This is a genomic window from Ciceribacter sp. L1K22 (assembly GCF_017599385.1).
In the GTDB taxonomy this organism is placed as follows: Bacteria; Pseudomonadota; Alphaproteobacteria; order Rhizobiales; family Rhizobiaceae; genus Allorhizobium.
Window position 1 is genome coordinate 1,295,034 of the sequence record NZ_JAGFPK010000001.1, and the last position, 24,012, is coordinate 1,319,045.

General features: G+C 64.4%; 25 protein-coding genes. 6 read left to right on the forward strand and 19 right to left on the reverse strand.

All coding sequences use genetic code 11. The features are described 5' to 3' along the window. Position 1: 1 nt before the first annotated feature. The 6 genes from J5J09_RS06505 to J5J09_RS06530 all read right to left on the reverse strand — a co-directional run bounded on the left by J5J09_RS06505 (position 2) and on the right by J5J09_RS06530 (position 6,876). Positions 2-580, reverse strand: coding sequence for a hypothetical protein (locus J5J09_RS06505; protein ID WP_208548864.1), 579 nt, complete (start codon positions 578-580; stop codon positions 2-4). 139 nt (positions 581-719) lie between these two features. Next, complete coding sequence (locus tag J5J09_RS06510; protein WP_208553169.1) at positions 720-2,306, reverse strand: MBL fold metallo-hydrolase; 1,587 nt, start codon at positions 2,304-2,306, stop codon at positions 720-722. A 157-nt stretch (positions 2,307-2,463) separates the two neighbouring features. Next, a complete protein-coding gene (locus tag J5J09_RS06515) occupies positions 2,464-4,359 on the reverse strand; it encodes a peptidoglycan-binding protein (protein ID WP_208548865.1) in 1,896 nt (631 codons plus the stop codon). A 15-nt stretch (positions 4,360-4,374) separates the two neighbouring features. Next, positions 4,375-5,283, reverse strand: a complete 909-nt coding sequence (locus J5J09_RS06520; RefSeq protein WP_208548866.1) for a hypothetical protein — start codon at positions 5,281-5,283, stop codon at positions 4,375-4,377. Positions 5,284-5,417: 134 nt separating this feature from the next. Beyond that, positions 5,418-5,759, reverse strand: a complete 342-nt coding sequence (locus J5J09_RS06525; protein WP_208548867.1) for a DMT family protein — start codon at positions 5,757-5,759, stop codon at positions 5,418-5,420. 103 nt (positions 5,760-5,862) lie between these two features. Further along, entirely contained in the window at positions 5,863-6,876 is a 1,014-nt protein-coding gene (locus J5J09_RS06530; protein ID WP_208548868.1) for a DUF2336 domain-containing protein, read from the reverse strand. Between the two features lie 390 nt (positions 6,877-7,266). Here J5J09_RS06530 and J5J09_RS06535 point away from each other — a divergent pair, with 390 nt between their 5' ends. Then, positions 7,267-7,473, forward strand: coding sequence for a hypothetical protein (locus J5J09_RS06535; RefSeq protein WP_208553630.1), 207 nt, complete (start codon positions 7,267-7,269; stop codon positions 7,471-7,473). A 22-nt stretch (positions 7,474-7,495) separates the two neighbouring features. Here the strand turns inward: J5J09_RS06535 and J5J09_RS06540 are convergent, their stop codons facing one another. The 4 genes from J5J09_RS06540 to J5J09_RS06555 form a co-directional block, all read right to left on the reverse strand. Then, a complete protein-coding gene (locus tag J5J09_RS06540) occupies positions 7,496-8,053 on the reverse strand; it encodes a DUF1254 domain-containing protein (RefSeq protein WP_208548869.1) in 558 nt (185 codons plus the stop codon). Continuing rightward, positions 8,046-8,633 (reverse strand): DUF1214 domain-containing protein, encoded by a 588-nt coding sequence (locus J5J09_RS06545; RefSeq protein WP_208548870.1) that lies wholly within the window; start codon positions 8,631-8,633, stop codon positions 8,046-8,048. Before J5J09_RS06545 ends, J5J09_RS06540 begins: the two co-directional genes overlap by 8 nt. A gap of 83 nt (positions 8,634-8,716) precedes the next feature. Beyond that, the gene (locus J5J09_RS06550; RefSeq protein WP_210387942.1) at positions 8,717-9,913 is read right to left on the reverse strand and encodes a GGDEF domain-containing protein; all 1,197 of its coding nucleotides are present in this window, start codon (positions 9,911-9,913) and stop codon (positions 8,717-8,719) included. Positions 9,914-10,061: 148 nt separating this feature from the next. Continuing rightward, positions 10,062-12,245, reverse strand: coding sequence for a PBP1A family penicillin-binding protein (locus J5J09_RS06555; protein WP_210387943.1), 2,184 nt, complete (start codon positions 12,243-12,245; stop codon positions 10,062-10,064). A 143-nt stretch (positions 12,246-12,388) separates the two neighbouring features. Here J5J09_RS06555 and J5J09_RS06560 point away from each other — a divergent pair, with 143 nt between their 5' ends. Both J5J09_RS06560 and J5J09_RS06565 read left to right on the forward strand, forming a co-directional pair. Further along, complete coding sequence (locus J5J09_RS06560; protein ID WP_208548872.1) at positions 12,389-12,865, forward strand: YcgN family cysteine cluster protein; 477 nt, start codon at positions 12,389-12,391, stop codon at positions 12,863-12,865. Between the two features lie 197 nt (positions 12,866-13,062). Next, positions 13,063-14,979 (forward strand): EAL domain-containing protein, encoded by a 1,917-nt coding sequence (locus J5J09_RS06565; protein WP_208548873.1) that lies wholly within the window; start codon positions 13,063-13,065, stop codon positions 14,977-14,979. A 220-nt stretch (positions 14,980-15,199) separates the two neighbouring features. On the opposite strand, the gene J5J09_RS06570 is transcribed toward J5J09_RS06565, so the two are convergent. Further along, positions 15,200-15,811: a TetR/AcrR family transcriptional regulator gene (locus J5J09_RS06570; RefSeq protein ID WP_208548874.1), complete on the reverse strand. Its 612-nt coding sequence runs from the start codon at positions 15,809-15,811 to the stop codon at positions 15,200-15,202. Positions 15,812-15,971: 160 nt separating this feature from the next. On the opposite strand from J5J09_RS06570, the gene J5J09_RS06575 reads away from it, so the two are divergent. Then, on the forward strand, positions 15,972-16,733 hold the full coding sequence (locus J5J09_RS06575; protein WP_208548875.1) for an SDR family oxidoreductase: 762 nt from the start codon (positions 15,972-15,974) through the stop codon (positions 16,731-16,733). A 48-nt stretch (positions 16,734-16,781) separates the two neighbouring features. Here J5J09_RS06575 and J5J09_RS06580 read toward each other — a convergent pair whose 3' ends face one another. From J5J09_RS06580 to J5J09_RS06600, 5 genes are all read right to left on the reverse strand, one after another. Continuing rightward, positions 16,782-17,240: a DoxX family protein gene (locus tag J5J09_RS06580; protein WP_246745924.1), complete on the reverse strand. Its 459-nt coding sequence runs from the start codon at positions 17,238-17,240 to the stop codon at positions 16,782-16,784. Between the two features lie 10 nt (positions 17,241-17,250). Next, positions 17,251-18,027, reverse strand: a complete 777-nt coding sequence (locus tag J5J09_RS06585; RefSeq protein WP_208548877.1) for a DNA-binding domain-containing protein — start codon at positions 18,025-18,027, stop codon at positions 17,251-17,253. 4 nt (positions 18,028-18,031) lie between these two features. After that, positions 18,032-18,886 carry a DUF692 domain-containing protein gene (locus J5J09_RS06590; protein WP_208548878.1) on the reverse strand — a complete coding sequence of 285 codons (855 nt, stop codon included), beginning with the start codon at positions 18,884-18,886 and terminating at the stop codon, positions 18,032-18,034. Between the two features lie 235 nt (positions 18,887-19,121). Continuing rightward, the gene (locus tag J5J09_RS06595) at positions 19,122-19,391 is read right to left on the reverse strand and encodes a DUF2282 domain-containing protein (protein WP_208548879.1); all 270 of its coding nucleotides are present in this window, start codon (positions 19,389-19,391) and stop codon (positions 19,122-19,124) included. A 59-nt stretch (positions 19,392-19,450) separates the two neighbouring features. Further along, positions 19,451-19,723, reverse strand: coding sequence for a DUF2282 domain-containing protein (locus J5J09_RS06600; protein WP_208548880.1), 273 nt, complete (start codon positions 19,721-19,723; stop codon positions 19,451-19,453). A gap of 225 nt (positions 19,724-19,948) precedes the next feature. Between J5J09_RS06600 and J5J09_RS06605 the strand changes: the two genes are divergently transcribed. Beyond that, the gene (locus tag J5J09_RS06605) at positions 19,949-20,500 is read left to right on the forward strand and encodes a sigma-70 family RNA polymerase sigma factor (RefSeq protein WP_208548881.1); all 552 of its coding nucleotides are present in this window, start codon (positions 19,949-19,951) and stop codon (positions 20,498-20,500) included. Continuing rightward, positions 20,497-21,132 carry a DUF1109 domain-containing protein gene (locus J5J09_RS06610; RefSeq protein WP_208548882.1) on the forward strand — a complete coding sequence of 212 codons (636 nt, stop codon included), beginning with the start codon at positions 20,497-20,499 and terminating at the stop codon, positions 21,130-21,132. Before J5J09_RS06605 ends, J5J09_RS06610 begins: the two co-directional genes overlap by 4 nt. A 7-nt stretch (positions 21,133-21,139) precedes the next feature. On the opposite strand, the gene J5J09_RS06615 is transcribed toward J5J09_RS06610, so the two are convergent. Genes J5J09_RS06615 through J5J09_RS06625 form a run of 3 tightly spaced genes read right to left on the reverse strand, consistent with a single transcriptional unit; the run spans position 21,140 to position 23,984 of the window. Next, a complete protein-coding gene (locus tag J5J09_RS06615) occupies positions 21,140-22,201 on the reverse strand; it encodes an iron ABC transporter permease (protein WP_208548883.1) in 1,062 nt (353 codons plus the stop codon). Continuing rightward, entirely contained in the window at positions 22,201-23,154 is a 954-nt protein-coding gene (locus J5J09_RS06620; protein WP_208548884.1) for an ABC transporter substrate-binding protein, read from the reverse strand. Before J5J09_RS06620 ends, J5J09_RS06615 begins: the two co-directional genes overlap by 1 nt. Further along, positions 23,154-23,984, reverse strand: coding sequence for an ABC transporter ATP-binding protein (locus tag J5J09_RS06625; RefSeq protein WP_208548885.1), 831 nt, complete (start codon positions 23,982-23,984; stop codon positions 23,154-23,156). Before J5J09_RS06625 ends, J5J09_RS06620 begins: the two co-directional genes overlap by 1 nt. Positions 23,985-24,012 lie beyond the last annotated feature (28 nt).

A 24,012-nucleotide genomic window follows, 5' to 3' on the forward strand; every position in this document is an offset into this window, starting at 1 on the left:
CTTAGCGGGCCACGACGGCGGTCAGCAGTGCGGTGGGTGTCTTGTCGGCTGAGCACATATCGTTGTCAGCCGGCCGCACGCCGAAGTGAAGCCCCTCGTCGGTCAGGGCGAGGAGGTCGTGATCTTCTCCGCAGTCTGCCACAGGCCGCCATGCGGCACAGCCGGTTTCGGAAATGTCGGCCTCGAGGTTCAAGGTCAGTCCGCAGTCGGCCATACCCATAGCGGCGGCGATCTCGGGCACCGGGGTCAGCAGGGTAAGATGCTTCCAGTCCTCATTGAACACCGTGTGGAAAGCGCCGGGCACGGCCCCGGAGGGGTTTTTCACGGTGTATTCGCCACCGGTTCGGAACTGGAAGGTGCGCTGTGTCATGCCCGGATCAAGCGCATGTATGAAGGTCAGGCTCCACCGACCATCGGCAAAGACGAATTCGCGCGTGCCGTAGCCGCCATACCACTGTTCGACGGCGGGGCTCTGGAAGGTGCCGTTCAGCGCCTGAAGCGCGGCAACGGCGGTTGAGTCAGCCTTGGCCGGCGTGACAACGGCCAAGGCGGATGCGACTGCGAGAACAAGGAATTTCATGGGGTAATACCTTCTCCTGTGCCGACGCCCCCTATGGGCGCCGATACCCCATGACGATTGGCCAACGGCGCATTTCTACATCCAGCCAGTCGGCAATCGCGCTGATGCGGATTTTTTTGCTCCGGTTGGCCGAAGGGCGCTATTCCGACAGCGCCCGGCGCATGCGCCTCAGGATCACGCCGCGCTGCCGGTCGTCGGCCGCCTCCATCAGGTCGTGCTGCAGATCCAGCACCAGCGACTGGAACTCGTTGTGCCAGTCGCGGCTGCCCATCAGCATCGGCTCGATCCGGGGGGCAGGTGCCTCGCTCACCAGAACCGGCTTGCCGTTCTTCGCGAGCCGGTAGCAGGAATCGAGCCTCGGCGGGATCACCTGTCCTTCCATCAGGAAATCCGCGAGCCTGGCGGCAAGCCCCGCGATCTGCGGCTCTTCGCCATGCACCAGAAAAATGCCGCCGCTGATCGGGCTTCGCGCCCGGACCCAGTCGGTCAGCTCCTCCGCATCCGCATGGCCGGAATAGACATCGAGCGTGCGGATGCGGGCCCGCACGTTGATCTCCTCGCCCTGGATGCGCACCGTCGATGCCCCCTCGGCCAGAATGCGCCCCAGCGTACCGGCCGCCTGGTAACCCACCAGCAGAACCGTGCCTTCCTCCCGCCAGAGCCAGTTTTTCAACCGATGCCGGATCCGGCCCGCATCGCACATGCCGCTCGCCGCGATGACGATGTGGAACTCGCGAATATGATCGACCGACTTCGACTGCTCCACCGTCTCCGTGAACCGCAGATTGCGTGAGCGGAAGGCGCGCGCCAGCTGCTCGCCGTTTTCCAGGTCGCGGGCATGCCGCAGGAAGATCTCGCTGGCGCGGGTGGCAAGCGGAGAATCGATGATGACAGGGCAATGCGGGATCTGCCCCTCCTGCATCAGGAACATGAGGTCCGCCACCAGCTCCTGCGTGCGCTCCACCGCGAAGGAGGGGATCAGCAGCGCTCCGCCGGGCCTGTAGGCGCCGTCCACCTCCCGTTTCAGCGCCTTCAGCCGCGCGGCATCGTCCAGTTCCTCGCGCTCGGTATTGCCATAGGTGCTTTCGGTGATCACGTAATCGACCGCGCTCGGCCCTTCCGGCTCATATTGCAGCAGCTTGTGATGCGGGCCGATATCGCCGGAAAACGCAAGCCGCACCGGCGTGCCATGGCCCGCCTCCATCTCGATCGAGGCCGAGCCCAGCAGATGCCCGGCATTCCACAAGCGAAAGCGGATACCGTCGGCCGCCTCCTGCCAGACCTTCAGCTCCACCGGCCGCATCAGCGTCGCGGTCCGCGCCGCGTCCGCCGCGTCGTAGATCGGCTCCACCGTCTTGCGGCCGCGATGGGCGTTGCGCCGGTTGAGCGTTTCCACTTCCATTTCCTGGATATGCGCCGAATCCGGTAGCATTACCGAGCAGAGATCGATCGTACCGCGCGTCGCGAAGATCGGCCCGTCGAACCCGGCCTTGACAAGTTTCGGCAACAGCCCCGAATGGTCGATATGCGCGTGCGTCAGGATGACGGCGTCGATCCGTCGGGGATCGAACGGGAAGGCGCGGTAATTGAGCTCCTTCTCGCTCTTCGACCCTTGGAACATGCCGCAGTCGACAAGCACGCGGCTCTCCCCCAGCGTCACAAGGTGACACGACCCGGTAACGGTCCCCGCCGCTCCGTGGAAACTGATGGACGGCTGTTCCGGCATATGAAGTGTCATGACATCCTCCCGCGATCTTTTTTTAATTCTGGATCACAGGTTTACGCCCGCCGGCGAGTGAGGTCGAGTGCGGCGGGGGATGAGATAGATCGCGTCGGGGTCGGTCGCTTGTCCAGTCGCCGCGCAAGGCTTCGGGAGGCTGCGGTCAGCCGATACGGTCGGCGGCCAGTCCTTTGACGAGCTTTTGCTGTACCTTGGCCGTCGCTTCCGCCTTTGTCACGACGCCGTCCTTGTTGACGTCCAAGCCGTCGTTTTGCGTGTATTGCTTCGTCCCCTGGACAAAGAGCGCGTAGCTTTCCGGTTTGCCGATGGCGGCTGGCCAGAGGACCGCCATATAGACGTCAGACAGCGATGCCAGATTGCGACCGGCGGCGACCCGCCGAAAATACTTCTCGACCCATTTGAGCTGTTCGGTCGCGGTCATTGCCGCCAGGGCGGCCGTCGATGTGCCGAGATCTTCCGCGGTGCTTCCCATGAACTGGATAAGACCCGTCGCTCCGCTTCCGGCAGCGTTTTTCTTGTCCGGCGCAAAGGTTTCGCCCGTCTCGAAGGCCATGACGGCCATGAGGTGATCGGGATCGATGTGAAGCCGTTCGCATAGGTCAAGCACAGTCTCGTTGAAATTGGGGTGCTTCGCCGTCACCTGGCCCCAAGCGATCTGGCGTCCGACCGAGCCTTTGGTAACGCTATAGCCGGGATTTCCGGAAATCGCCGAATCGAACTCGAACTGAGGTAGTTCGAACCCCAGCGCGCCGGCTGTTTCGGCGCCAACAATTCCGTCCACGGAGCCCCGCGTCTTGATCTGGAACTCCTTGATCGCATTGAAAGTCTCGGGTCCGAAATCACCATCGACGCCAACATCGGCGCCCCGAGCCTTGAGACTTGCCTGTAACTTCTTCACCAGAGCCCCCTCGCTACCGAAGCGGAGGATGACGGACTTGCCCTTGCAGCGATTGATGATCATCTGCTGGACTTCGGCGGCGTCGAACAAAACGTACTCGGTACTGCCGTATTCCTGCGAGAGGCCGCGCCTGAAAGGAGCGATGAACTTCTTCCAGGGGCCGCGTTCGCTGCCCTCTGTTCCTTTGGTCACGAGCCCAGCGATCGTCTGGCATCCCGCCGAGGAAAATTTCGCATCCGGAATCTTGCCATCCGGTCCCATGCCGAAGGCGCAGTGGATGTTGTCGCCGGCACCCTCGGTCACCGTCCAGGGGTCGTTCCCGTCATAGTCGAGATCGTCTCCGGTTCGCTGGAGCGTGATGAAGCAGCTCTGCCGCAACGCCCAGTGCCCGCTCGCACCCTCCGAAAACTTGTGCCAGCCGGGGATGTATTTCTTGTATCGCCCGCGCCCCAACTGGTTGACATCCTTACCACCCTTGGAAACAGCGCCTGCCACAACGCTTCGATACGGCACCGTCGAGCCGGGAAAGAGAGCGAGGCCCTTTCCCGGTTTCCACAAGCCAATCGTGCAGTTCATCGTGGTGTAGTTAAGTTCGCGCATTTCCAGCGCGTGGCCGGGGCCGAAATCCGTGCCGGAATAGTCGACGGGACGGCATCCTCGTATTCCGAAGACGACGATCCCCGCCGTCGGCAATGGAAACTGGGATCGCTTCCAAAGCGCGATCAGATGCGCTTCGGTCAGTGTCAGCGGTCCGCCGGCCACGGCGGGAGGCGGAGGAGCGGTGATGTCCTCTGGCGCGACCACCGGTTCAGACGGGACGGGCTCCGTCGCCACCTCTTCTTCCGACGATTGGGCGAGTATGGCCTCGATTTCCTTCTGAAGCGCTTCAGCATCCTCCGCAGGACTGGGCGGCTGACTGGTCCCGCCGTCGATTAGCTTGCGCAACGCCGCAACTTCATCGCTGAGTTCGAACAGTGACAGAAGCGCGAACCGGTCCAATGCCTTGTTAACACGTGCCGCGAGAACCTCGAGTTTCTCCATGGTTTGCGTGTCGTTGGCCGCTCGGGCGCGATTGTACTGGCTCTGGAGGTCGTCGAGCATGGAGTAGAGCTGCCGTTCAAGCGTCAGTTTGTCTGTCATGGCAAGCGACCTTCGTTATTGGGAGCGGGCGATCTCGGCAGTGATGGCGGCTTCGCGCAGCTTGATGGACTGGCTGAGAAGAGCGGTGGCGGAAAGTTGTGTTGGGCTACGGGCAGCCTGAACGGCGGCATCCATCGCCAACAGCGTTTGATCCAGCATCACCACCCATGCGGCCAGTTCCCTGCGAAACTGCAGCAGGTCGTCCCGTGCCGCCGGATTGATCCCAATGCCGGTTGCCAAGGATGTTCCGGAGTTGGCGCGAACGACGATTCGGTAAATGTCCTGGCTTCCTTCGCGCAGCCTCACCAGCAGGGCACGCATATGCGGATATTGCGCGATGAGGCGCGAACGAAATTCGGCGTAGGTTTGCAGCTTGAGAATCTCGTCGAAGGCGGGACTGAGCTGGCGCGCGATCGTCATGGCGGCGCCACAGGCAGCACACAGATCCTTCATCGCCTCGACGAGGTTGGAGCCGGCAGCTCCGGTTGCTGCGAGCGTTGCACTGCTGTCTCGAATAAGGGTTCCCGTGCTGTCAAGCGTAGTTGCGATCTCCGTGACGCGCGCCCGCACGAGGTTGGCGCCTTCGCCATTCGCAAGCCCAAGTAGAACCTTGTTGTAATCCCTGACCGCTCTTAAACTGGAGCGCAGCGAGGCGGTTGCGGGTGCGTCGCCCGTTTCGAGGTAGTAACGGGCAAGGTCGGGATGAAACTCGCGGATATCGAGCTTTTCGGAAAACGCCCGCTGCATGACGGTGCGTTCGGCGGTGGACAGTCGGTCGAGGACCCGTTCACCCTGGGCGTGCTGCGCATCGAATGCTTGATCGTAGAAGCCGAATTCCGTAAATCCCGGCGTGCATGATGCAAGCGATGACAAGCACAGCCACGCGGCCACACATCGAGCGACATTGCCCCATATCGATGCCACGCCCCATCCTCCCGCACGACACCTCACAACGCGAGCATCATGCTCGCAGCAATTCAAGGTAGCATATAGGCCGGCGTTTGTCGCGTGTAAAATTCAAAGCGCCTATTGTTGAGGTTGCGGCTTTTGCCGTCTCCTCACCCCCGAAACACGAAAGCGGCCCCCGCCGCGATCAGGCAGAAGCCGATCACGTGGTTGATGGTCAGCGCTTCCTTCAGCCAGAACACCGAGAAGCCGGCGAACACCACGAGCGTGATCACTTCCTGCATCGTCTTCAGCTGTGCCGTTGTGTAGACCGCGCTGCCCATGCGGTTGGCGGGCACGGCAAGGCAGTATTCGAAGAAGGCGATGCCCCAGCTGACGAGGATGGCGAGCGCGATCGCCGATCCCTTGTGCTTCAGGTGGCCGTACCACGCAAACGTCATGAACACGTTGGAGGCAATCAGCATCAGGGGCGGGAGAATCATGTTGGCGGACATGCGGCGGGATTCCTGGAAGGGGGAGGGAAAACGCCGCATAGCACCGAAGCTTCACGCCGGAAAGATGGCGTTCGTCAAACGCCATCGATAGTCGGCCGCGCCGCTAGCCGCGACGCTGCCGCAGAACCACCCGGGCGTGTTCGTCGCCGGCAAGTCTCGCTGCCGCACGCTTGGCGGGAGACGTGGCCATCGGCTGCGCGTCCTCGGCGGGCAGGGAAGGTGCAGCGCCCTCCTTCGGGAACGTGTAGCTGTCGGCCTTGCGCCAGGCCTCGATCCGTTCCTCGCACTCGACCGGGTCGAGCTCCGCGACCAGGTTGATGGCACGGTTGCGGATGCCCTCGCGGGCGGAGAGTTGCGGATAGAGATCGGTGAGCACCGACACTGTCTCCTCCGGCTCCATGCCGAGACCGACCAGGGTGACGGCCAGCTGCCGGCCGGAAATGTCGAGCAGGATGCGTTCGGCCAGCCACCGGCTGGCGGACAGCGCATCGGAGAGCGTCGAGGCAAAAAGCCCCGTCTCCCGGTTGCGCGCGAAGCGGACGAGAAGCGCCTCCTGCATCGGCGTGACGGTCAGGAGACCGAGGCGGTCGCTGGACGGCCGGGCAAGCTGGTTGGCAAGCGACTTGATCGTCTGCCGCAACACCTCCTCGCGTGCCTGCCGCGCCGTTTCGACGTCGGCGGCAGGCGTCGGCCGCACCTTCACGGACGCGACGGGCGGGATGGCGGCGGCGTCCGCTTGCGGCACAGGTCGCGCCTTTTCCGGCCGACGCTCGTGGCGCAGGTCGACGAGCGCGTCGATCACCTTTGGCGAGAGGTTTTCGCGCCGGACGATGGCGCGCGCATGGGCGAGCCCTTGGGTCTTCGCGACCATGATCAGGAGGTCGTCGGACAGGCACGGAGAAGAGGCGAGAAAGGGTGCGGCCACCGAGATCGGCTGGCTGGCGATGAACAGCGCCACCGCCTCCGGCATGTTGGCGCATTGTGAGAGGGCCGCGACCGCCTGGCGGCGCGCCTCGTCGCTCGAGGCCTGGAACAGCGGGGTAAAGAGCTCCGCGAACTGCCGCAATTCGGATTTGGTCGGATGCGTGAGGCTTTCGAAACCGGTGACGGTCGCCATCAACACCACATCCTTTCTGCGGCCACCCGAGGGCCGTTCAAGTTCACGAAACTCATCACTCACGACTGAACCTGCGTCTACGCGATACACTTGCCGCATCTTGGACCAAATTTATTAGCAAGCTGTTAACTATCCTGTGGCGATATGGTCTTGCCGGTGATTCGTGCGGACTTGCGCGATCATGCCGGCGTTGCGAACGTAGAGTCCGCGTGCCCGGTGTTCATGAGGGCAGCTTTGTTTCCCTCCCCGGTCACGCGTCGAGAAAGGCGCAGATGCCCCCGCCGTGCCATGCCGCCGTCAGGCCGCACGGGGATGTGCCAGCCCCGTTGGAACCGGGGCAGGATGAGATCACTGTCTCTTCATCCGTCTCGCAACAGACAGGAGACGCGTATGGCGGAAGTTGTAATGCTCAAGGACAGGAAACCCCGCTCGGTCAGGCGCGAGCGTGTCGATGGCGCGGGGGCGGATATTCTCTTGTTCACCGGTATCCGATACGAACGAACCGCCGTGGGCGCGCCCGTCGATCGTCGTCTGCCGGCGGTGGCGAAGCTGCCTGCTCAGTTGCCGGCTCCCGGTCAGGATCCCTGGTCGGTCTGATTGTTGTTCTCGCGTGTTGGCGTCAGTCGATCCTGAGCGACACGCAGCCTGCCTCCGCGAGAAAGGCGGCGGCACCCGCCTCCAGGCTGGCCTGGGGTGCCAGCGTGCGAAGCACGGCGTAGCCGGCCTGTGTCGGAAGCTCGACGATGATGGCGCTTGCCAGCCCGTCCGGCGGTGCCTTTCTCAGCCGCGCGACCTGCACCGGCGAGGCCACCACGACATCCAGCACCCCGTCGAGCGAGGTCCTGTCGTTCATCGAGAAAACCTCGTTGGATGACCGGTCGTAGATCGCCAGCGACCAGAAGCCGGCATTGGCAGGCGAAACCAGCCGTGCCGCGCGCTCCGTGGTGTCGAAATGGCAGACCGCCGTCTTCACGAAGGGATCGAGGTTGGAAAGCCCGATGCGGTCCGGGCTGTCGTCCAGCAGGTGAAAGCGGTTCGCCGCACCTTCGGCGCGCACCCGCGTATAAGCGTCCTTGCCGGTAAAGTGCGGCAGCGCCAGAATGATCACGATGTGCAGCACCGCCGCCCCGACAAGGCCGGTCACGATCGCCATCAGGATCTGCGCGAGCCTATTCATCGCCGCACCCGATCGCCGCGACGCTCGGCATCTCGAAACCGATGAGGCCCGAATTGCCCGACGCCGGCGTATCGAACAATGTCATCACCAGCTGGAAACCGCCGGTATCGGGCAGCGCAATCCAGTTCATCGGCTGCGCCGTCGGCGAGATTGTGATGTCGAACAGGCCGTCGCCATCGCGCAGCACGGTGAGCGAATTGATCGCGCCCGGCAGACCCGCCGGCGTCTGCAAGGGCAGGCCACCGGCATCGGCGGCATAGAGCGTCCACAGCCGTGCCGGCGGCGATGCGCCGCGAATTCGGTAGCTGCAGGTGCCGGTCAGCCGCTGGCCGCTGTCATCGGTGCGGGCCGTGAAGATCAGTCCCTCTGCGGACCCGTAAAGCAGTCGCCCGGCGCGCGCGCGGTGCGATTTGGCATAGGGGTCGGCGCTGGCAAGCTGCGCTTCCGGAAAGGCGCTCCAGACCCCGACGCGCACCGCGCCCATGCCCGCCGACGCGTTGAGCGCCGAAAGCGTCACGCCGATGCCGCCGCCAAAGGCGATGGCAAGGGCAAGGGCAACGAGCAGGGGAACACGAAACACGGGTCGATTCGATCCTCGAAAGGCTTTTGTCGAGGCGTAACACTGATTCCGCGATCAGGGGAAGGGGACGCGGCGGCTGTCCCCTACGCCGCGGCCGTCACGCCCTTTGCCATCGGCTCCGCCATCCATGTGCCGTTGCGGCCGCCGGCCTTGACAGAGTAGAGCGCCCGGTCGGCCGCCTCGACGAGTTCACCGAGCGCCTTGTCGTCGGTAGCAGAGCCGCAGGCTATGCCAATCGAGACGGTGACGCGTCCGCGTCCGTCGCGGATGTGGTCGTGCGGGATCGCCAGGTTGAACACCGCCGCGCGCAACCGCTCGGCGATGTAGCGGGCGTGGCCCGGCTCGATCGCCGGCAGGATCGCCAGGAATTCCTCGCCGCCATGGCGTCCGAGATGCAGGTGCCCGTCCAGCTCCGCCCGCATCGTTTCCGCCACGCGCACGAGGCAGTCGTCCCCGGCCGCGTGGCCGTAGCCGTCGTTGTAGCTCTTGAAATGGTCGATATCGATCAACAGCAGTGCACAGCGATCGAGATCGTCTGCTTCCGCGCCGGCTCGCATGCTGGCGATCGAGACGCTGGTGCCGCGGCGGTTCGGCAGGCCTGTCAGCGGGTCGGTGACCGACAACTGCTCAAGTTCGCCGTTGCGGCGCTTCAGTTCGCGCTTCAGCATCTCGTTCTCGTGCATTTGCACGAAGGCGATCAGCCGTTCGGCCTCCAACTGGTGACAGGCGATCAAGGTCAGCATCATCGCCGGCACGTAGACGGTCATGTGGAACACCAGGAACGAGGTGTAGAACCCGTGCAGGAACCAGATGCAGCTATAGTTGACGACGAAGGTCACGAGGCTCGCCGCGAGCGCGGTGACGAAAGGCGGGCGTGCGCCGATCGTCACGACCATCTGGAAGATGACAGCGGCATAATAGTAGTGCAGGGCTGCCTCGCTGTTGCTGTGTATGAGGATCACGCACCAAGCGATGTTGCCGATGATGGAGACCCCGATCGCCGCATACTCCTTGTGGCGTATCGGCCGGTCCTGGTGCAGGAAGGCGAGCAGAACCAGCGCGAGCGGCAGGACGACGCCGAAGCGCAGGAGAAGGGAAAGCTCCGTGACATCCGATAGCAGCAGGGCATCGACGACCGCGTAGCTCATGTAGAACAGGCCGATGATCACGACGTTGGCGATCAGCACCTGCGTTCGCACGGGGTTTCGGTACCGGTCGAAGGCGGCAGCCTGTTCGGGGCTGAGCGTCGGACGGGCATCGAGGCCAAACCAGTTCTTCATGGATCATCCCTGGGATCGCGTGCGTCGGGGGCGTGATGCCCGTGCGGTTCTTGTGCGGCGCCAGAAGTTAAGTTTGGATTAATAAAACGGGTCGATTCACCCCAAAATTGGGGTGAACACTAAAATTGTATATTGGGGAGCGGTCGCCTCAGGGTTTCGCGAGGCTGGCGGTCGTCTGAAGATCGACGGCGAGCGGCGCGGCATCTTTCAGCATGCGCTGGATGTCACGCAGGATCCGGGTCGATTCGGCCGAGAGCGATCGCGGACGCACGAGCTCGGGAATGGTCTTCGCGTCCGTCTTTCCCTTCTCCGCCTTGGCGATCGCCTGCGGGCGGGTGCCGGTCGGCAGAGGGTTTTCGATGCCGGGGATGGCCCGAAGCTCGATGCCCTGGTGGGCGTAGTCCATCAGCGTCTTGAAGGTCATCGCCGGCAGCGATCCGCCTGTCATGTTGGCGGTCGAGGTGTAGTCGTCATTGCCGAACCAGACGGCGGTCGTGTAGTTGCCGGTGAAACCGACGAACCAGGCGTCGCGATAGGCCTGTGTCGTGCCGGTCTTGCCGCCGGTGACGATGCCGTTGTCGAGCGCGGCACGGCGCGCCGTGCCGTTGACCGGAATGGTCACCAGGATGCGGTTCATCGACGACATCGCCTGCTCGGACAACACACGCTCCGCCGGCGGCTCGTCCCGCTCGAAATCGTAGAGCACCTTGCCGGAATAGTTCATTATCTGCGCGATGCCATGGCGTCGCGACTGCATGCCGCCGGCCGGAAACACCGCATAGCCCGTCGCCTGGTCGAGAACGGTCAGCTCGGACGTGCCGAGCGGGATCGTCTTGTCCTTGCGGATCGGGGTCTCCACGCCCATGCGTTTGGTCATGTCGACGATCGCGTCGAGACCCAGCTCATCCTTGGCTAGCCGCACCGGCACGGTGTTGATCGACTTGGCGAGCGCCGTCATCAGCGTCACACGGCCGGAATAGGAGCGGCCGTAGTTCTGTGGCGACCAGCCGCGCCAGGTCACGGGTCCATCGACGACGGTTGTTTCCGGCGTCATGCCCTTTTCCATGGCGGCGGCATAGGTGTAGACCTTGAACGACGAGCCCGGCTGACGCAGCGCCTTCGTTGCGCGGTTGAACTGGCTCTCGCCATAGTCGCGGCCACCGACCATGGCGCGCACAGCCCCGCCATTCTCGATCATCACGAGCGCGCCCTGGCGCACCTTGTAGCCTTCGCCATATTCCCGAAGGCTGGATTCGACGGCCGCTTCGGCCGCGTGTTGCAGTCCCATGTCGATCGTTGTGCGCACGACCAGCGTGTGGTCCGGAAAGCGGTAGGCCAGCCGCTGAACCTCGTCGAAGGCCCAGTCGAGGAAGAAGTCCGGCGCCTCCGCCTCGTCGCGGTCGATGACGGTTGCCGGGTTGCGCCTGGCGGCGATCACCTGGCCCTCGGTCATCAGCCCGCCCTGCACCATGTTGGTCAGCACCACGTTGGCGCGGGCACGCGCGGCCGGCAGGTTGACGTGCGGCGCATATTTGGCCGGCGCCTTGAAGAGGCCGGCGAGGATCGCCGATTCCGCCAGCGTCACCTCGGTGAGCGGCTTGCCGAAATAAAATTGCGAGGCGGCCGCCGCGCCGAACGTGCCGCCGCCCATATAGGCGCGGTCGAGATAAAGGGTGAGGATTTCCTTCTTCGACAGATTGGCTTCCAGCCAGAGCGAGAGGAAGGCTTCCTTGATCTTGCGCTCCAGCGAACGTTCGTTGGTCAGGAACAGGTTCTTGGCAAGCTGCTGCGAAATCGTCGAGCCGCCCTGCACGACGCCGCCGGCTCTCGCGTTTTCGCTCATGGCGCGCGCAAGGCCCATGAAGTCGATCCCGAAATGCTCGAAGAAGCGCCGGTCCTCGGTCGCCAGGACCGCCTTGATGAAATGATCGGGCAATTCGTCGATCGGAACGGAGTTCTCGTGGATGATGCCGCGATGGCCGATGACGTTCCCCTGGCGGTCGAGGAAGGTAACGGCGAAGTCGCCGCGGTTGCGCCAGTCCTTTTTCGTTTCCTCAAAGGCCGGCAGGGCGAGCGCCAGCAGCAGGACAGCACCGGCGGTGCCGAGCGTCATGCCTTCGCCGAGAACCTCGAAGAACAGCTTCTTCCAGCCGCGCACGCGGAAGCGGCGGAAGAAAATGGTGATGTCCTCCCACATGTCGACCGCCCGGAAACCCGCGTTCCACAACGTCGAGTCGATCCAGCTGTCGATCCGCAGCAGGTAATGGCGTTTCAGCCTCGGCTTCTCTTCCGGCTTGTCGGTATTCTGCACGCTAAAACCAGCCCTGCCCAACGCTGTGCTTGACGCCGGGCCTTCGAGAGGCCAGTTGTGGCCTGCGCTGCGAGGATCGGCATTTGCTGATAAATGGTCGATTTGCGCTTAGGAAACAAGGAAAAACCGGTGCGAAGCTTGCGTTCCGTGCCGAAAGGTAAACGATGACGGGCGAACCGTTCTGGAAGACCAAGGCTTTGGCCGAGATGAGCGACACCGAATGGGAGTCGCTGTGCGACGGCTGCGGCCTCTGCTGCCTCAACAAGCTTGAGGACTGGGACACCGGCGATGTCGTCTTCACCTCTGTCGCCTGCAAGCTGCTCGACGGGGAAAGCTGTCGTTGCAAGGACTACGACAACCGCATGGCGACAGTTCCGGACTGCATCCGTCTCACGATAGAGAGCGTCGAGACCATCCACTGGCTTCCGCCCACCTGCGCCTACCGCCTCATCCGCGACGGCGAGGATCTCTACTGGTGGCACTATCTGGTCTCTGGCGACCGCGACACGGTGCATCAGGCCGGCATCTCCGCCCAGGGGCGGACGGTGTCGGAGGAAGAGGTCGACGTCGAGGACTTCGAGGACTATGTCGTCGACTGGCCCCTGACCGTCGGCCTCGACCCGAAAGCGGCCCGCGGGTGATGACATGACGCGGCCTCTCGCGTTGAATATTGTCAAGTAAAACACCCCGTAAAGCGTCCTCCCCGATTAAGCCCCCATTAATCGCGAGCATTTAAAACGTTTCAGTACATTGTATCCGGTGCGGGGGCTCGGTTTCGTTGACCAATTTTTACTTCGTTCCCTCGGTTTCATCTTGGTAAGGTCGGGAGGGACGGAACGTGCTGCGATTTATCGAGACCTACGGCAAGGCCTGGCGCGATCCGGTGCGCCGGCAGGCTCTTGCCGACGCCTACGTGCCGATCGTCCGCGGCTTCCTCCTGCCGGGCTGCGCCTACTACGTCTTCGTCACCTGGGGGCATTGGCGCGATGAAACCGGACGCGAACTTGCGATCCTGGGCGGCATCAGCGCGCTGACCGCGCTTGCCTACTGGCTGATGCGCCAGTCCGTCCTGGGTCGTCCGAAGGTCAGCCTCGGCGTGCTGGAGGCCTGCGGCGTCCTCACCAACGTCCTCATGTATTCCAATGTGCTCGCCTACATGCTGCTGCATTTCGAGCCGTCCAAGCTCATCTACTTTGTCCTGATGGCGGTGGTGTTCTCGACCTCTGGTGTCACCTTGCGGGGAACGCTCTTCAGCATCGTGCTGTCGATCGGCTCGCTGTTCTGGTTTGCCGGCGGTGCGGATCAGGAAACGCGCGAGCAATTTGTCTTCATCGGCATCGCCACCTCGTTCGCCGCTTTCGGCATGGCCTCGCTGCTGCGCAAGGCGATCCTGAAGCAGATCGAGGCACGTCTTGCCGCCGACGAAATGGCGGCCAGGGCCCAGGCGCTCGCCCGTACCGACATGCTGACCGCTCTGCCCAATCGCCGCTCCATGTTCGCCGAGCTCGATGGTCTGGTCGCGTCCGGCAAGCCGCTCTGGCTCGGCATCGTCGATCTCGACGGCTTCAAGTCGATCAACGACGTCTATGGCCACCTGATCGGTGACCGCCTGCTTGGCGCCGTCGTCGAGCGGCTGGCGGAGGAAGCCTCGAAGGGCGACATCCTGCTTGGCCGCATCGGCGGCGACGAGTTCGCGATCATCGTTCCCGGCGACCGTCCGGCGGCCGAGATCGAGGCGCTCGGCGACGCCATGATCGGACGTCTGGCGCTGCCGTTCCAGATTTCGCTGCTGTCGCTGTCCGTCGGCGCCTCCGCCGGCTTTGCCCATTTCCCCTCGATGGGAGCCTCCGGCGCCCAGCTCTACGAGCGCGCCGATTATGCGCTCTACAAGGCAAAGGCGCATCGTCGCGGCCGCACCGTGCTGTTCGACAGCGACGAGGACGAGGAGATGAAGGAGAACGTGGCGATGGAGCGGGCGCTGCGCGAGCATGATCTGAACGCCGAGCTCTACCTTCTCCTGCAGCCGCAATACTCCCTGCGGGAAAACGCCATCACCGGCTTCGAGGCGCTGGCCCGCTGGCGGTGCGACGGCCTTGGCGAGGTCCAGCCGGACAAGTTCATCCGCATCGCCGAGCGCTCCGGCCTCATGCGTCGGGTCACCGACATCCTGTTTGCCAAGGGGCTCGATACGCTCGCCAGGCTGCCTGCCGACATGAGCCTGTCGTTCAATCTTTCAGCCCGCGATCTCGTCGATCGCTCTGTGGCCGCAGGTCTCCTGCGCATGATCGCGGCGCGCGGCATCGCCGCCGATCGGGTGGAGTTCGAGATCACCGAAACCGCCGTGATGGCCGACCTGCCGCTCGCCCGCCTGATCCTCGAAGACCTGAGCGCCGCCGGCTGCCGGATCGCGCTTGACGATTTCGGTTCCGGCTATTCGAGTTTCCGCTATATCGACCAGTTGCCGCTCAACAAGGTGAAGGTCGACAAGAGCTTCGTCCGCCAGGTCGCCCACAGCGTCACCTCGCGCGAGATCGTTGCGGGCGTCATCGCGCTCTGCCAGCGCCTCGGCCTGCGCAGCGTGCTGGAAGGGGTGGAGACCGACGCCGAACTCGCCGTCGTCCTGCCGCTCGAACCGGATCTCATCCAGGGCTACTATTTCGGCCGCCCGATGACCGCCGACGAAGCCGTCGCCGTCTCCGCGACGCAAGGGGTGCGCAACGCGGATAACCGGTCGGCGAGCGCGGCTGCGGTTTGACTGTCGACCGACTTCCGCTAGACTTCAGGTCGATCTTTTGTGGGGTCAAAGATTTGGAGGAAGCGCAATGATCGATTTCACGACGACGACTGGCTTCTACAATCAGGTCGGGTTTGTCTTCCTGGCGATCTCGGTGGTCGTTTTCGTTGTCTACTACGCTCGCCGCCGACACAACTGACGGTCATCGCGGAGCAGTCTCCCGCCTGTCCCCCTGAGAAGTTCAGCCCCTCCCTGACCCGTCACCCGGCCCGCCACCCGGCCATGTCGCCAGCGCCTGCTCGGCGACGGCCTGCAGCTTTTCCCGGCTGAAACCGGCCTTGGCCTGAACGGCCAGCCCATGCACCATCGCCAGCAGGAAGGCTGCCAGCGCCTCCGGATCGGCGCTGTCAGGCAGATCGCCCTCCGCCTTCGCCCGTTCGAACCGCTGCCGCAATTCCGCCTCGCCGACCGCGCGGGCATCGATCAGCGCCTGCCGCACCGGCTCCGCCTCGTCCGATCCGGCGAGCAGCCCGTTGATGCCGAGGCATCCCGGATGCGTCTGGAAACGGGTGTGCAGGTCGATCGCGCTGTGCAGGATGAAGGACGCCACCTCGCGGGAGGTCTTCTGTGCATGCGCCTTCGGAATGAAGTCGAGATAGCGTTCGTAGTAATGGTCAAGCGCCCGGCGGAACATCGCTTCCTTGTTGCCGAACGCCGAATAAAGGGCAGGGCGCTCCACGCCGGTCGCCTCCGTGAGGTCGGCATAGGACGCGCCCTCGTAGCCCTTGCGCCAGAAGACACACGTCACCGCGTCGAGTGCCTTGTCCACGTCGAATTCCCTGGGACGCCCCATCAGTCCGCTCCGATCAATTTCATAACGACCATTAATAAACCGCTTGACAGCCTTTGTCCACATTCCGTAACACTCATTACGTAATGACCGTTATGAAATTGAAGCGCGACTGCCGACGTCCCGTCCGGCGGCGCTGAACGGTCTCTCTGAAAGGATACCCATGTCTCAGCAGTTCAAGGGCAAGGTCGCCCTCGTCACAGGCGGCTCGCGTGGCCTTGGCGCCACCATCGCCGAAACGCTGGCCGGCTATGGTGCGGATGTTGCGATCAGCTACGCCGCCTCCGCCGAAAAGGCCCAGGCGGTGGTCGAAAAACTCAAGGCGAAAGGCGTGCGCGCCATCGCGATCAAGAGCGACCAGTCCGATCCCGCATCCGCCCGACCGCTGATCGATGCCGTCATCGCGGAGTTCGGCCGCCTCGACATCCTCGTCAATAATGCTGGCGTCGCCATCCAGGGCCATATGGTCGACGACCCCGACCTTGACTGGCAGGCCTATGATCGCAACTGGCAGGTCAATGTCACGGGCACGATCGCCAACACCCGTGCGGCGGCGTCGAAGCTTTCCGATGGCGGCCGCGTCATCTTCATCGGCTCGCGGCTCGGCTCCGTCGTCCCATTCCCCGGTGTCGCCGACTATGCGGCCACCAAGACCGCGCTCGTCGGTTATGCCCGCGGCATCGCTCGCGAACTCGGGCCCCGCAACATCACCGTCAACGTCGTGCAGCCGGGCATCATGCCGACCGACATGGCGGCGGAGGTGGCGGGCGAACTGCCGAACCGCGACGCCATCCTCGACATGCATCCGATCCGCCGCATCGCCACGCTGGAGGAAGTCGCCGAAACCGTCGCCTTCCTCGCCGGTCCGCACGCCGGCTACATCACCGGCTCCACCATCGACATCGCCGGGGGCATTGGAACCTGAGGCTTGAAACAAGACGGCGCGATCGTTTTCCGATCGCGCCGCACACTCTCAAACCCCCATCCGCTTCCAGATCAGATGATCCAGCGACAGCCGCCCCGGTCCCTTGGCGATGACGATCAGCAGGCAGGCGGCCCAGGTGCCGTGGGTGGGCCAGGCATCGGGATAGACGAAGATCTGGATCACCAGCGTCATCCCGAGCAGCGCCAGCGCCGAAAGCCGGCTGGCGAAGCCGATGACGAGCAGCATCGGGAACAGATGTTCCGCTATCGTCGCGAGATGCGCCGACAGCCAGGGCGAGAGCAGCGGCAGCCGGTATTCGTTTTCGAACAGGAAAAGCGCGCTGTCGGATACAGACCAGCCGTCGAGCTTGGTCTGGCCGGAGCGCCAGAACACGCCGGCGATCGAAAGCCGCGCCACGAGCGCCACAAGATCGTGCGGGATACGCTCGAGCAGTGCCCGTCCCGATGCGAGATTGCGGGTAAGCGGGCGGTCGGGCAGGGCGCCCATGGTGTGGTCGTCATGCATCATGGTCGTCCTCCGGGAGTATGGCGGTAAAGGCGCCGGTGGTCAGCAGACCGGCAAGGTTTCGGGTCAGATCGAATTGTTCGGTCTCGGCCATCGCTAGCGTCGCCGCCATGCCGAGCGGTTCCCCCTCGGCAAGCGCCGACAGAAAGGTCGCCCCGCCCGGCGGCAGGCGGTGAACCTCGACCAGCATGGCCGGGCGGACGACGAGGGCGTCCTCGCCGATCCATGTCTCGACCGTGTGCGGCGTGCCGCCTTCGGCGTTCATCGCCCAGATCGTCACGACCGGGTGGGGCGAGCGCAGGACGGCGGTGGAGGGATGCGGCTGAAGCCTTATGTCGCCCAGCCTTTCCGGCGGGATCGCGGCCAGCCGTTCCGGAACAAGCGGCGCGGCATCGGTGGCGTGGTAGGCGCGGCTTCGCGCTGCCTCCAGCCGGATCACGTCAGGCAGATAAGGCAAGCCCGCGACCGGCTCGAACCCGGCGACGAAGTCCGCGAAGCCGTCGCCATAGGTCAGAAGCAGCGGCGAGCGCGGCGGATCGGCTGCCACGTATTCGCCGGCCATGGCGGCGAAGAAGTCCGCGCCGACGATCCGCTCCGTTGCGGGAAAGCGCGAGGCGAGCGCGCCGGTCAGCCCGACGCGCACATTGTTGCGATAGACGCCGAACCGGCGCTCGGGGCGGGGCGCGGTCCAGCTTGTCAGGCCCTCGGGCACCGGGCTTTCCCGGTCGGTGAGGGCGGCGGCGAAACGCTCTTGCGTGGCGGTCGACATGGCGTCACGCGGCCCGGCTTTGCGCGGCGCGGGCAAGGATCGCGCCGGCGGCTTCCGCTTCGGATCTTAGAATTGGCCAGTCCGGAACGTCATTGTCCCATTCGATCAGCGTCGCCACCGGTCCGGTTCGGGCGATCACCTCGTCATAGAGCGCCCAGACAGGGTCCTTGACCGGCGTGTCATGGCTGTCGATCAAAAGCGGCGCGCCGGCATCGTCCACCGTCTCGGAATGGCCGCTCAGATGGATTTCGCGCACCGCCTCCAGCGGGAATTGCGCCAGATAGGCGCGCGGGTCGAGATTGTGGTTGGTCGAGGCGACGAACACGTTGTTGACGTCGAGCAGCAGCCCGCAGCCGGTGCGGCCCACGATCTCGCGCAGGAACGCGGTTTCCTCGATCGTGCTTTCCTCGAACACCAGATAGGTGGCGGGATTTTCAAGCAGCATCTGCCGCCCGAGTGTGTCTTGCACCTCGCTGACATGCGCGGCGACGCGGGCAAGCGTCTCCTCGGTATAGGGCAACGGCAGGAGGTCGTTGAGAAACACCTCGCCATGGCTGGACCAGGCCAGATGTTCCGAAAAGCTTTCCGGCTCGTAGCGGTCGCAGAGTGTCTTCAGCCGAAGAAGATGGTCACGGTCGAGCGGCTGCATCGCCCCGATCGACAGGCCGACGCCGTGGACGGACAGCGCATAGTCTTCCCGTAGTCGGGCAAGCTTGCCATGCGGTGGGCCGCCGGCCCCCATGTAGTTTTCCGCATGCACCTCGAAGAAGCCGACCGGCTGCGGGCCGGCGTCGATGCTCGTAAAATGCTCCGGCTTGAAGCCGACGCCCGGTCGGGCGGGAAGGCGGGACGGTTTCATGGAGGTCTCCTATCGGAACGGTGCTGTCTGGCCGGGAGAGGAGGGCGCCCCTCATCCCCCTGCCGGGACCTTCTCCCCGCGGGCGGGGAGAAGGGGCTTGTCGCGCCGCTAGCCTCCATCTTGCTTCAGCATCAGAAGGGGCTCTTGGCCCGGCTGGCGCTCCATCTCCCTTCTCCCCGTCAGAACGGGGAGAAGGTGGCGGCAGCCGGATGAGGGGCATGCCTCGCTTCGTGCCTTACGCCGGCGTCAGCGAGCCCTTGCCATTAGGCGTTTCCATGGTTTCGCAGGTGCCGGCCGGAACGAGCTTCCAGGCATTCTTCTGGTAGTCCATGGTGGAGGTACCGGCGCAGGTCGTGCCGGGGCCTGCGGCGCAATCGTTCTGGCCCTTCAGCGCCACGCCGTAGCACTTCTCCTTGGTGGCATCCTGGGCCATGGCGGGCAGGCCGCCGGCGAGAACGAGGGCGGCGGCAAGCGAGGCTGCGAGCGCGTTGCGGTTGGTGGTCATGTCTGGTGTCCTTGCTATCTGTCTTGTCTGGATTTGGCGGTGGATCGGTTTTCAGGCAATCAGGCCGGCGTCAGCGAGCCGTGGGCGCCATCAGGCGTCATCATCGTGGTGCAGGTGCCGGCGGGCACGAGCTTGAAGGACTGCTTGTCGTAGTCCATGGCCGAATGGCCGGCGCAATCATGGCTGCCGGCGGCGCAATCGTTCTGACCTTTAAGGGCGATGCCGTAGCACTTTTCCTTCTCGGCATCCTGCGCGGCGGCCGGGACGGCGATCGTGGCGAGAGCGGAAGCGAGCGAGCCGGCCAGCGCCAGCGTGACAAAACCGTTTTTCATCGTTAGTTCTCCTCAGAGTGCCGAGCCGTGATTGGCTTGGTCATCGGGAGCTACGGACCGCTGCGGCGAAACGTTACGCGGCCTGATCGGAAAAAATTCGCGATCGGATCGTGTCGTGGAGCGGCAGTGAAAAGAAATCGAAGGCTGTTCAAAGGCTTGTCCGAAAAATCAGCCTTTCGATGACATCTCGGTAACGAAAGCGTGTGGCGACGCGTAGAGGGTAATGTGAGGCGGCCTGAGCGTGAGGTGCAATGGGCGGAATGGATGCGAAGCGCGCTGGATGGCGACGCGGCGTCCTACGACCGTTTCCTGCGCGCCGTGACGCCGCACCTGCGCGCCATGGCAAGGCGCCGTTGCGACCAGTTCGGGGCTTCGGCCGGAGAGGCCGAGGATATCGTCCAGGAGGTCCTGATCGCCGTTCATCTGAAACGCGGCACCTGGGATCCGGAACGCCCCATCGGCCCGTGGCTGTCGACGATCGTGCGCAACAAGCTGATCGACGCGCTGCGCCGTCGCGGCCGCAGGGTCGATGTGCCGCTGGAAGACGTCGTGGCGACGCTGGAGGCGGAAGACGCGAACGTCGCCGACAGGCTCGATGCCGAGAGCGTGCTCTCGCGCCTGAAGGAGCCGCAACGCGACATCGTCCGCTCCATATCTCTCGAGGGAGCGGGTGTGAAGGAAACGGCCGAACGGCTGAAGATGAGTGAAGTGGCGGTCAGGGTGACGCTGCACCGGGCGCTGAAGGCGCTGTCCACCCTTTACCGGAGTGAAGCATGAAGACGGATGAACTGATCAGGCTTTTGTCGGAAGATGCGCCGGTGCGGATGCGCTACCGTCGTGTGCTGGCGGCTGCCATCGTCTTCGGCGCTGTCGCCGCCATCTCCCTGCTGCTGTCGACCTATGGCCTTCGCCCCGATCTCGCCGACCAGATCGACACGCTGCGGGTCGCTTTCAAGATCGGCGCCAGCCTTCTGGCCGCGGTGCTCGCCTGCCGTCTCGTCCTGCTGATCGGCCGGCCGGGTCTGTCTTTGCGAGGTGCGGCGCTCTCCCTGTTGGTGCCGCTCGGCCTGCTTGTCGTTGCCGTCGCCGCCGAACTCGTCGTCCTGCCGCAAGCCGACTGGATGCCGAAACTGCTCGGCCGCAACGCCACCTTTTGCCTCGTCCTGGTGCCGACGCTGTCTTTCCTGCCGCTGGTCGCGCTGCTCTGGGCCATGAGGAGTGGCGCGCCGGACAACCCCGGCCTGGCCGGTGCCGCCGCCGGCATTGCCGCCGGCGCCATCGGCGCCACGGTCTACGCGCTGCATTGCCCCGACGACAGCCCGCTCTTCGTTGCCACCTGGTATCCGCTGGCGATTGCGATCGTCACGATCGCCGGCTACGGCGCCGGTCGCCGCGCCCTGCGCTGGTAGCCGTCGCTCAGCCGGTCGCCCGGTCGCCGCGCATCATCCAGATAAAGAAGATCCCGCCGACAAGCCCGGTGATGATGCCGAGCGGCATGTCCTGCGGCGGGATCAGCGTGCGCGCGACGATGTCGGCCGCGACAAGGAAGATCGCCCCACCAAGCGCCGAAAGCGGCAGCACCCGTCGGTAGTCGCCGCCGACCACGAACCGCACCAGATGCGGGATCATCAGCCCGATGAACGAGATCACCCCGGAAAAGGCGACCGCCGCGCCGGTCAGCAGCGCGCAGACGATGAACACCGTCAGCCGGAACCGCTCCGCCGGAATGCCGAGCGTCGTGGCGGTCTCGTCGCCGAGCGTCATGGCATTGAAGCTGCGGGCCTTGGCGATCAGGTAGGTGCCGCAGCCGAGAAGCACCGCCAGCGGGTAGGGCAGGTAGTCCCATTGTGCCAGCCCCAGTCCGCCCAGCATCCAGAACACCACCGTATGCGTGGCGCGCGGATCGCCGAGCAGAATGGCGAGGCTGCCGAGCGAGGTGATGACGAAGGAGATCGCCACCCCGGTCAGCACCAGCCGGCTGGCATTGCCGGCCCGGTTGAGCCTCGCGATGCCGACCACCAGCGCTGTGCTCGCGATCGCGCCGCCGAAGGCGAAGAGCGGTACGGTGACCAGACCGAGAAACGTGCCGGTGTGCAACAGTACGATGATCGCCCCGAAGGCCGCGCCCGAGGAAATGCCGAGCAGATGCGGATCGGCGAGCGTGTTGCGGGTTACCGCCTGCAGCGCCGCGCCGACCAGCGCCAGACCGGCGCCGACCATGGCGCCGAGCAGCACGCGGGGAAGCCGCACCTGCCAGACGATGTTGTCCCGGCCGGCCGACCAGTCCTGCTCCATTCCTGTCACGCCGAGATGGCTGGCGATGATCTTCCACACCTCCGACAGCGGAATATTGGTCGATCCCACCGAGACGGCGAGCATGATCATGGCGGCGAGACCCACCGTTAGCCCCGCCACCAGCACCGGGGTGAGGTGAATGAGGGCATGGCGCGGCCCGCTGACGTATCCGCGATGGCTCATTACTGGGTCGAGCGCTGGAAGGCGTCGGCGAGCGTCTTGACCGCGTTGATGTTGCGCGGACCGGGCGTCGCCTCGACATAGGGCAGCACGACGAAGCGGTTGTTCTTCACCGCCGGAATATCCTTGAAGGCCGGATTGTCGCGCATGTAGGCGATCTTCTGCTCCGCCGTCACCTCGCCGTAGTCGACGATGACGACCACCTCCGGATTGCGCTCGATCACCGGCTCCCAGCCGACCTCGGTCCAGCTGGTCTCGACATCCTCCATGATGTTGACGCCGCCGGCCGCCTCGATCAGCGCCGTCGGCATGCCGAAGCGGCCGGCCGTGAACGGCTTTTCCTCGCCGCTGTCATAGACGAACACATTGAGCGGCTGCGTTCCCTCCGGCACGGACGCGGTGGCCTCGGCGATCTCCTTGCGGTAGCCCTCGACCAGCGCCTCGGCCTTTTCCGAAACGCCGAAGATCCGGCCCAGATTCAGGATGTCTGTATACATGTCCTCCATCGAGGACTTGTCCTTTTTCATGATGTGAATGCAGCTCTCGGTCAGCTCGTAGACCTTGATGCCGAACGGCTCCAGCGTCTCAGGCGTCACCTCGCCGCCGACCTTCATGCCGTAGTTCCAGCCGGCGAAGAACAGGTCGGCATCGGCCTCCAGCAGCACTTCCTTGGTTGGGTATTGCGGCGCGATCTCCGGCAGGTCGCCGAGCTTCGCTTTCATCTCCTCGTCCATCTTGTACCAGCCGGAAATGCCGGAGACGCCGGCCATGCTGCCGGTGAGATCGAGCGCCAGCATCATGTCGGTGAGGTTCACGTCCTGAGAGATCGCCCGCTTCGGTGCCGCCTCGAAGGTCACCTCGCGGTCGCAGCTCTTCACGGTGACTGGAAAGCCGGAGGCAAGCGCGGTGGAGGCCGAAAGGGCGATAAAGGCGGAAAGGGCAATGGTGAAGCGCATCAAGGTCTCCCTGAAATGGTCTGGTCGAGATGAAAGGAAAAGCGGGGCCGGCCGGTGGCCGGATGGGCGTCGATCACAGCTTCGACCGAAAAGGTCTCGCGGATCGCATGCGGGGTCAGCACATCGAGCGCCGGGCCGTACTGCACCTGCCGCCCGCGCGCCATGACAAGCACGGCATCGGCATGCGCCGAAGCGAGCGCCAGGTCGTGCAGCGACACGATCACGGTCGCCGGCAGTCGCGAGAGCAGCGCCAGCACTTCGAGCTGGTGGCGGATGTCGAGATGATTGGTCGGTTCGTCGAGGATCAGGATGTCGGGTTTTTGCAGGAGCGCGCGGGCGATCATCACCCGCTGCTTTTCGCCGCCCGAGAGCGACGCAAAATTGCGCGGCGCCAGATGCTCGAGCGCCATCAATTGCAGCGCATCGCCGATCGCCGCGTAGGCCTCGTGCCTGTTCATGCGCCCCTGGTGCGGTGTCAGTCCGAGCTCCACGATCTCCGCGACTGTGAGGCCGAAATCGGTCGCCGGCTCCTGCAGCACGGTGGCGATGCGCCGCGCCACGGCCTGCGGCTTCATCTGCCAGATATCCTCGCCATCGATGGTGATCCGGCCGGCATCCGGCCTGTGATAGCGGTACAGGCAGCGCAGCAGGCTCGATTTGCCGGCCCCGTTCGGACCGACGATCGCCAGCATCTCGCCGGGCAGCACGGTAAAGGAAATGTCTGAAATGATCGGTTCGTCTGGAGAGCCGCGTACGGCGCCGCCCCAGGAAACACTTTCCACGCGAAGCCCGGCGGGCTTCACGCCGCTCAGCGTCGACGGCAATTGCATCCTTCAGCCTCCACGACGGACCTCGGGT

Excerpts from the sequence above, each read along its gene's own strand:
- J5J09_RS06505 (WP_208548864.1), bottom strand. The coding sequence starts at position 580 with ATGAAATTCCTTGTTCTCGCAGTCGCATCCGCCTTGGCCGTTGTCACG.
- J5J09_RS06510 (WP_208553169.1), bottom strand. The coding sequence starts at position 2,306 with ATGCCGGAACAGCCGTCCATCAGTTTCCACGGAGCGGCGGGGACCGTT.
- J5J09_RS06515 (WP_208548865.1), bottom strand. The coding sequence starts at position 4,359 with ATGACAGACAAACTGACGCTTGAACGGCAGCTCTACTCCATGCTCGAC.
- J5J09_RS06525 (WP_208548867.1), bottom strand. The coding sequence starts at position 5,759 with ATGTCCGCCAACATGATTCTCCCGCCCCTGATGCTGATTGCCTCCAAC.
- J5J09_RS06530 (WP_208548868.1), bottom strand. The coding sequence starts at position 6,876 with ATGGCGACCGTCACCGGTTTCGAAAGCCTCACGCATCCGACCAAATCC.
- J5J09_RS06535 (WP_208553630.1), top strand. The coding sequence starts at position 7,267 with ATGGCGGAAGTTGTAATGCTCAAGGACAGGAAACCCCGCTCGGTCAGG.
- J5J09_RS06540 (WP_208548869.1), bottom strand. The coding sequence starts at position 8,053 with ATGAATAGGCTCGCGCAGATCCTGATGGCGATCGTGACCGGCCTTGTC.
- J5J09_RS06550 (WP_210387942.1), bottom strand. The coding sequence starts at position 9,913 with ATGAAGAACTGGTTTGGCCTCGATGCCCGTCCGACGCTCAGCCCCGAA.
- J5J09_RS06560 (WP_208548872.1), top strand. The coding sequence starts at position 12,389 with ATGACGGGCGAACCGTTCTGGAAGACCAAGGCTTTGGCCGAGATGAGC.
- J5J09_RS06570 (WP_208548874.1), bottom strand. The coding sequence starts at position 15,811 with ATGGGGCGTCCCAGGGAATTCGACGTGGACAAGGCACTCGACGCGGTG.
- J5J09_RS06575 (WP_208548875.1), top strand. The coding sequence starts at position 15,972 with ATGTCTCAGCAGTTCAAGGGCAAGGTCGCCCTCGTCACAGGCGGCTCG.
- J5J09_RS06580 (WP_246745924.1), bottom strand. The coding sequence starts at position 17,240 with ATGGGCGCCCTGCCCGACCGCCCGCTTACCCGCAATCTCGCATCGGGA.
- J5J09_RS06585 (WP_208548877.1), bottom strand. The coding sequence starts at position 18,027 with ATGTCGACCGCCACGCAAGAGCGTTTCGCCGCCGCCCTCACCGACCGG.
- J5J09_RS06590 (WP_208548878.1), bottom strand. The coding sequence starts at position 18,886 with ATGAAACCGTCCCGCCTTCCCGCCCGACCGGGCGTCGGCTTCAAGCCG.
- J5J09_RS06595 (WP_208548879.1), bottom strand. The coding sequence starts at position 19,391 with ATGACCACCAACCGCAACGCGCTCGCAGCCTCGCTTGCCGCCGCCCTC.
- J5J09_RS06600 (WP_208548880.1), bottom strand. The coding sequence starts at position 19,723 with ATGAAAAACGGTTTTGTCACGCTGGCGCTGGCCGGCTCGCTCGCTTCC.
- J5J09_RS06610 (WP_208548882.1), top strand. The coding sequence starts at position 20,497 with ATGAAGACGGATGAACTGATCAGGCTTTTGTCGGAAGATGCGCCGGTG.
- J5J09_RS06615 (WP_208548883.1), bottom strand. The coding sequence starts at position 22,201 with ATGAGCCATCGCGGATACGTCAGCGGGCCGCGCCATGCCCTCATTCAC.
- J5J09_RS06620 (WP_208548884.1), bottom strand. The coding sequence starts at position 23,154 with ATGCGCTTCACCATTGCCCTTTCCGCCTTTATCGCCCTTTCGGCCTCC.
- J5J09_RS06625 (WP_208548885.1), bottom strand. The coding sequence starts at position 23,984 with ATGCAATTGCCGTCGACGCTGAGCGGCGTGAAGCCCGCCGGGCTTCGC.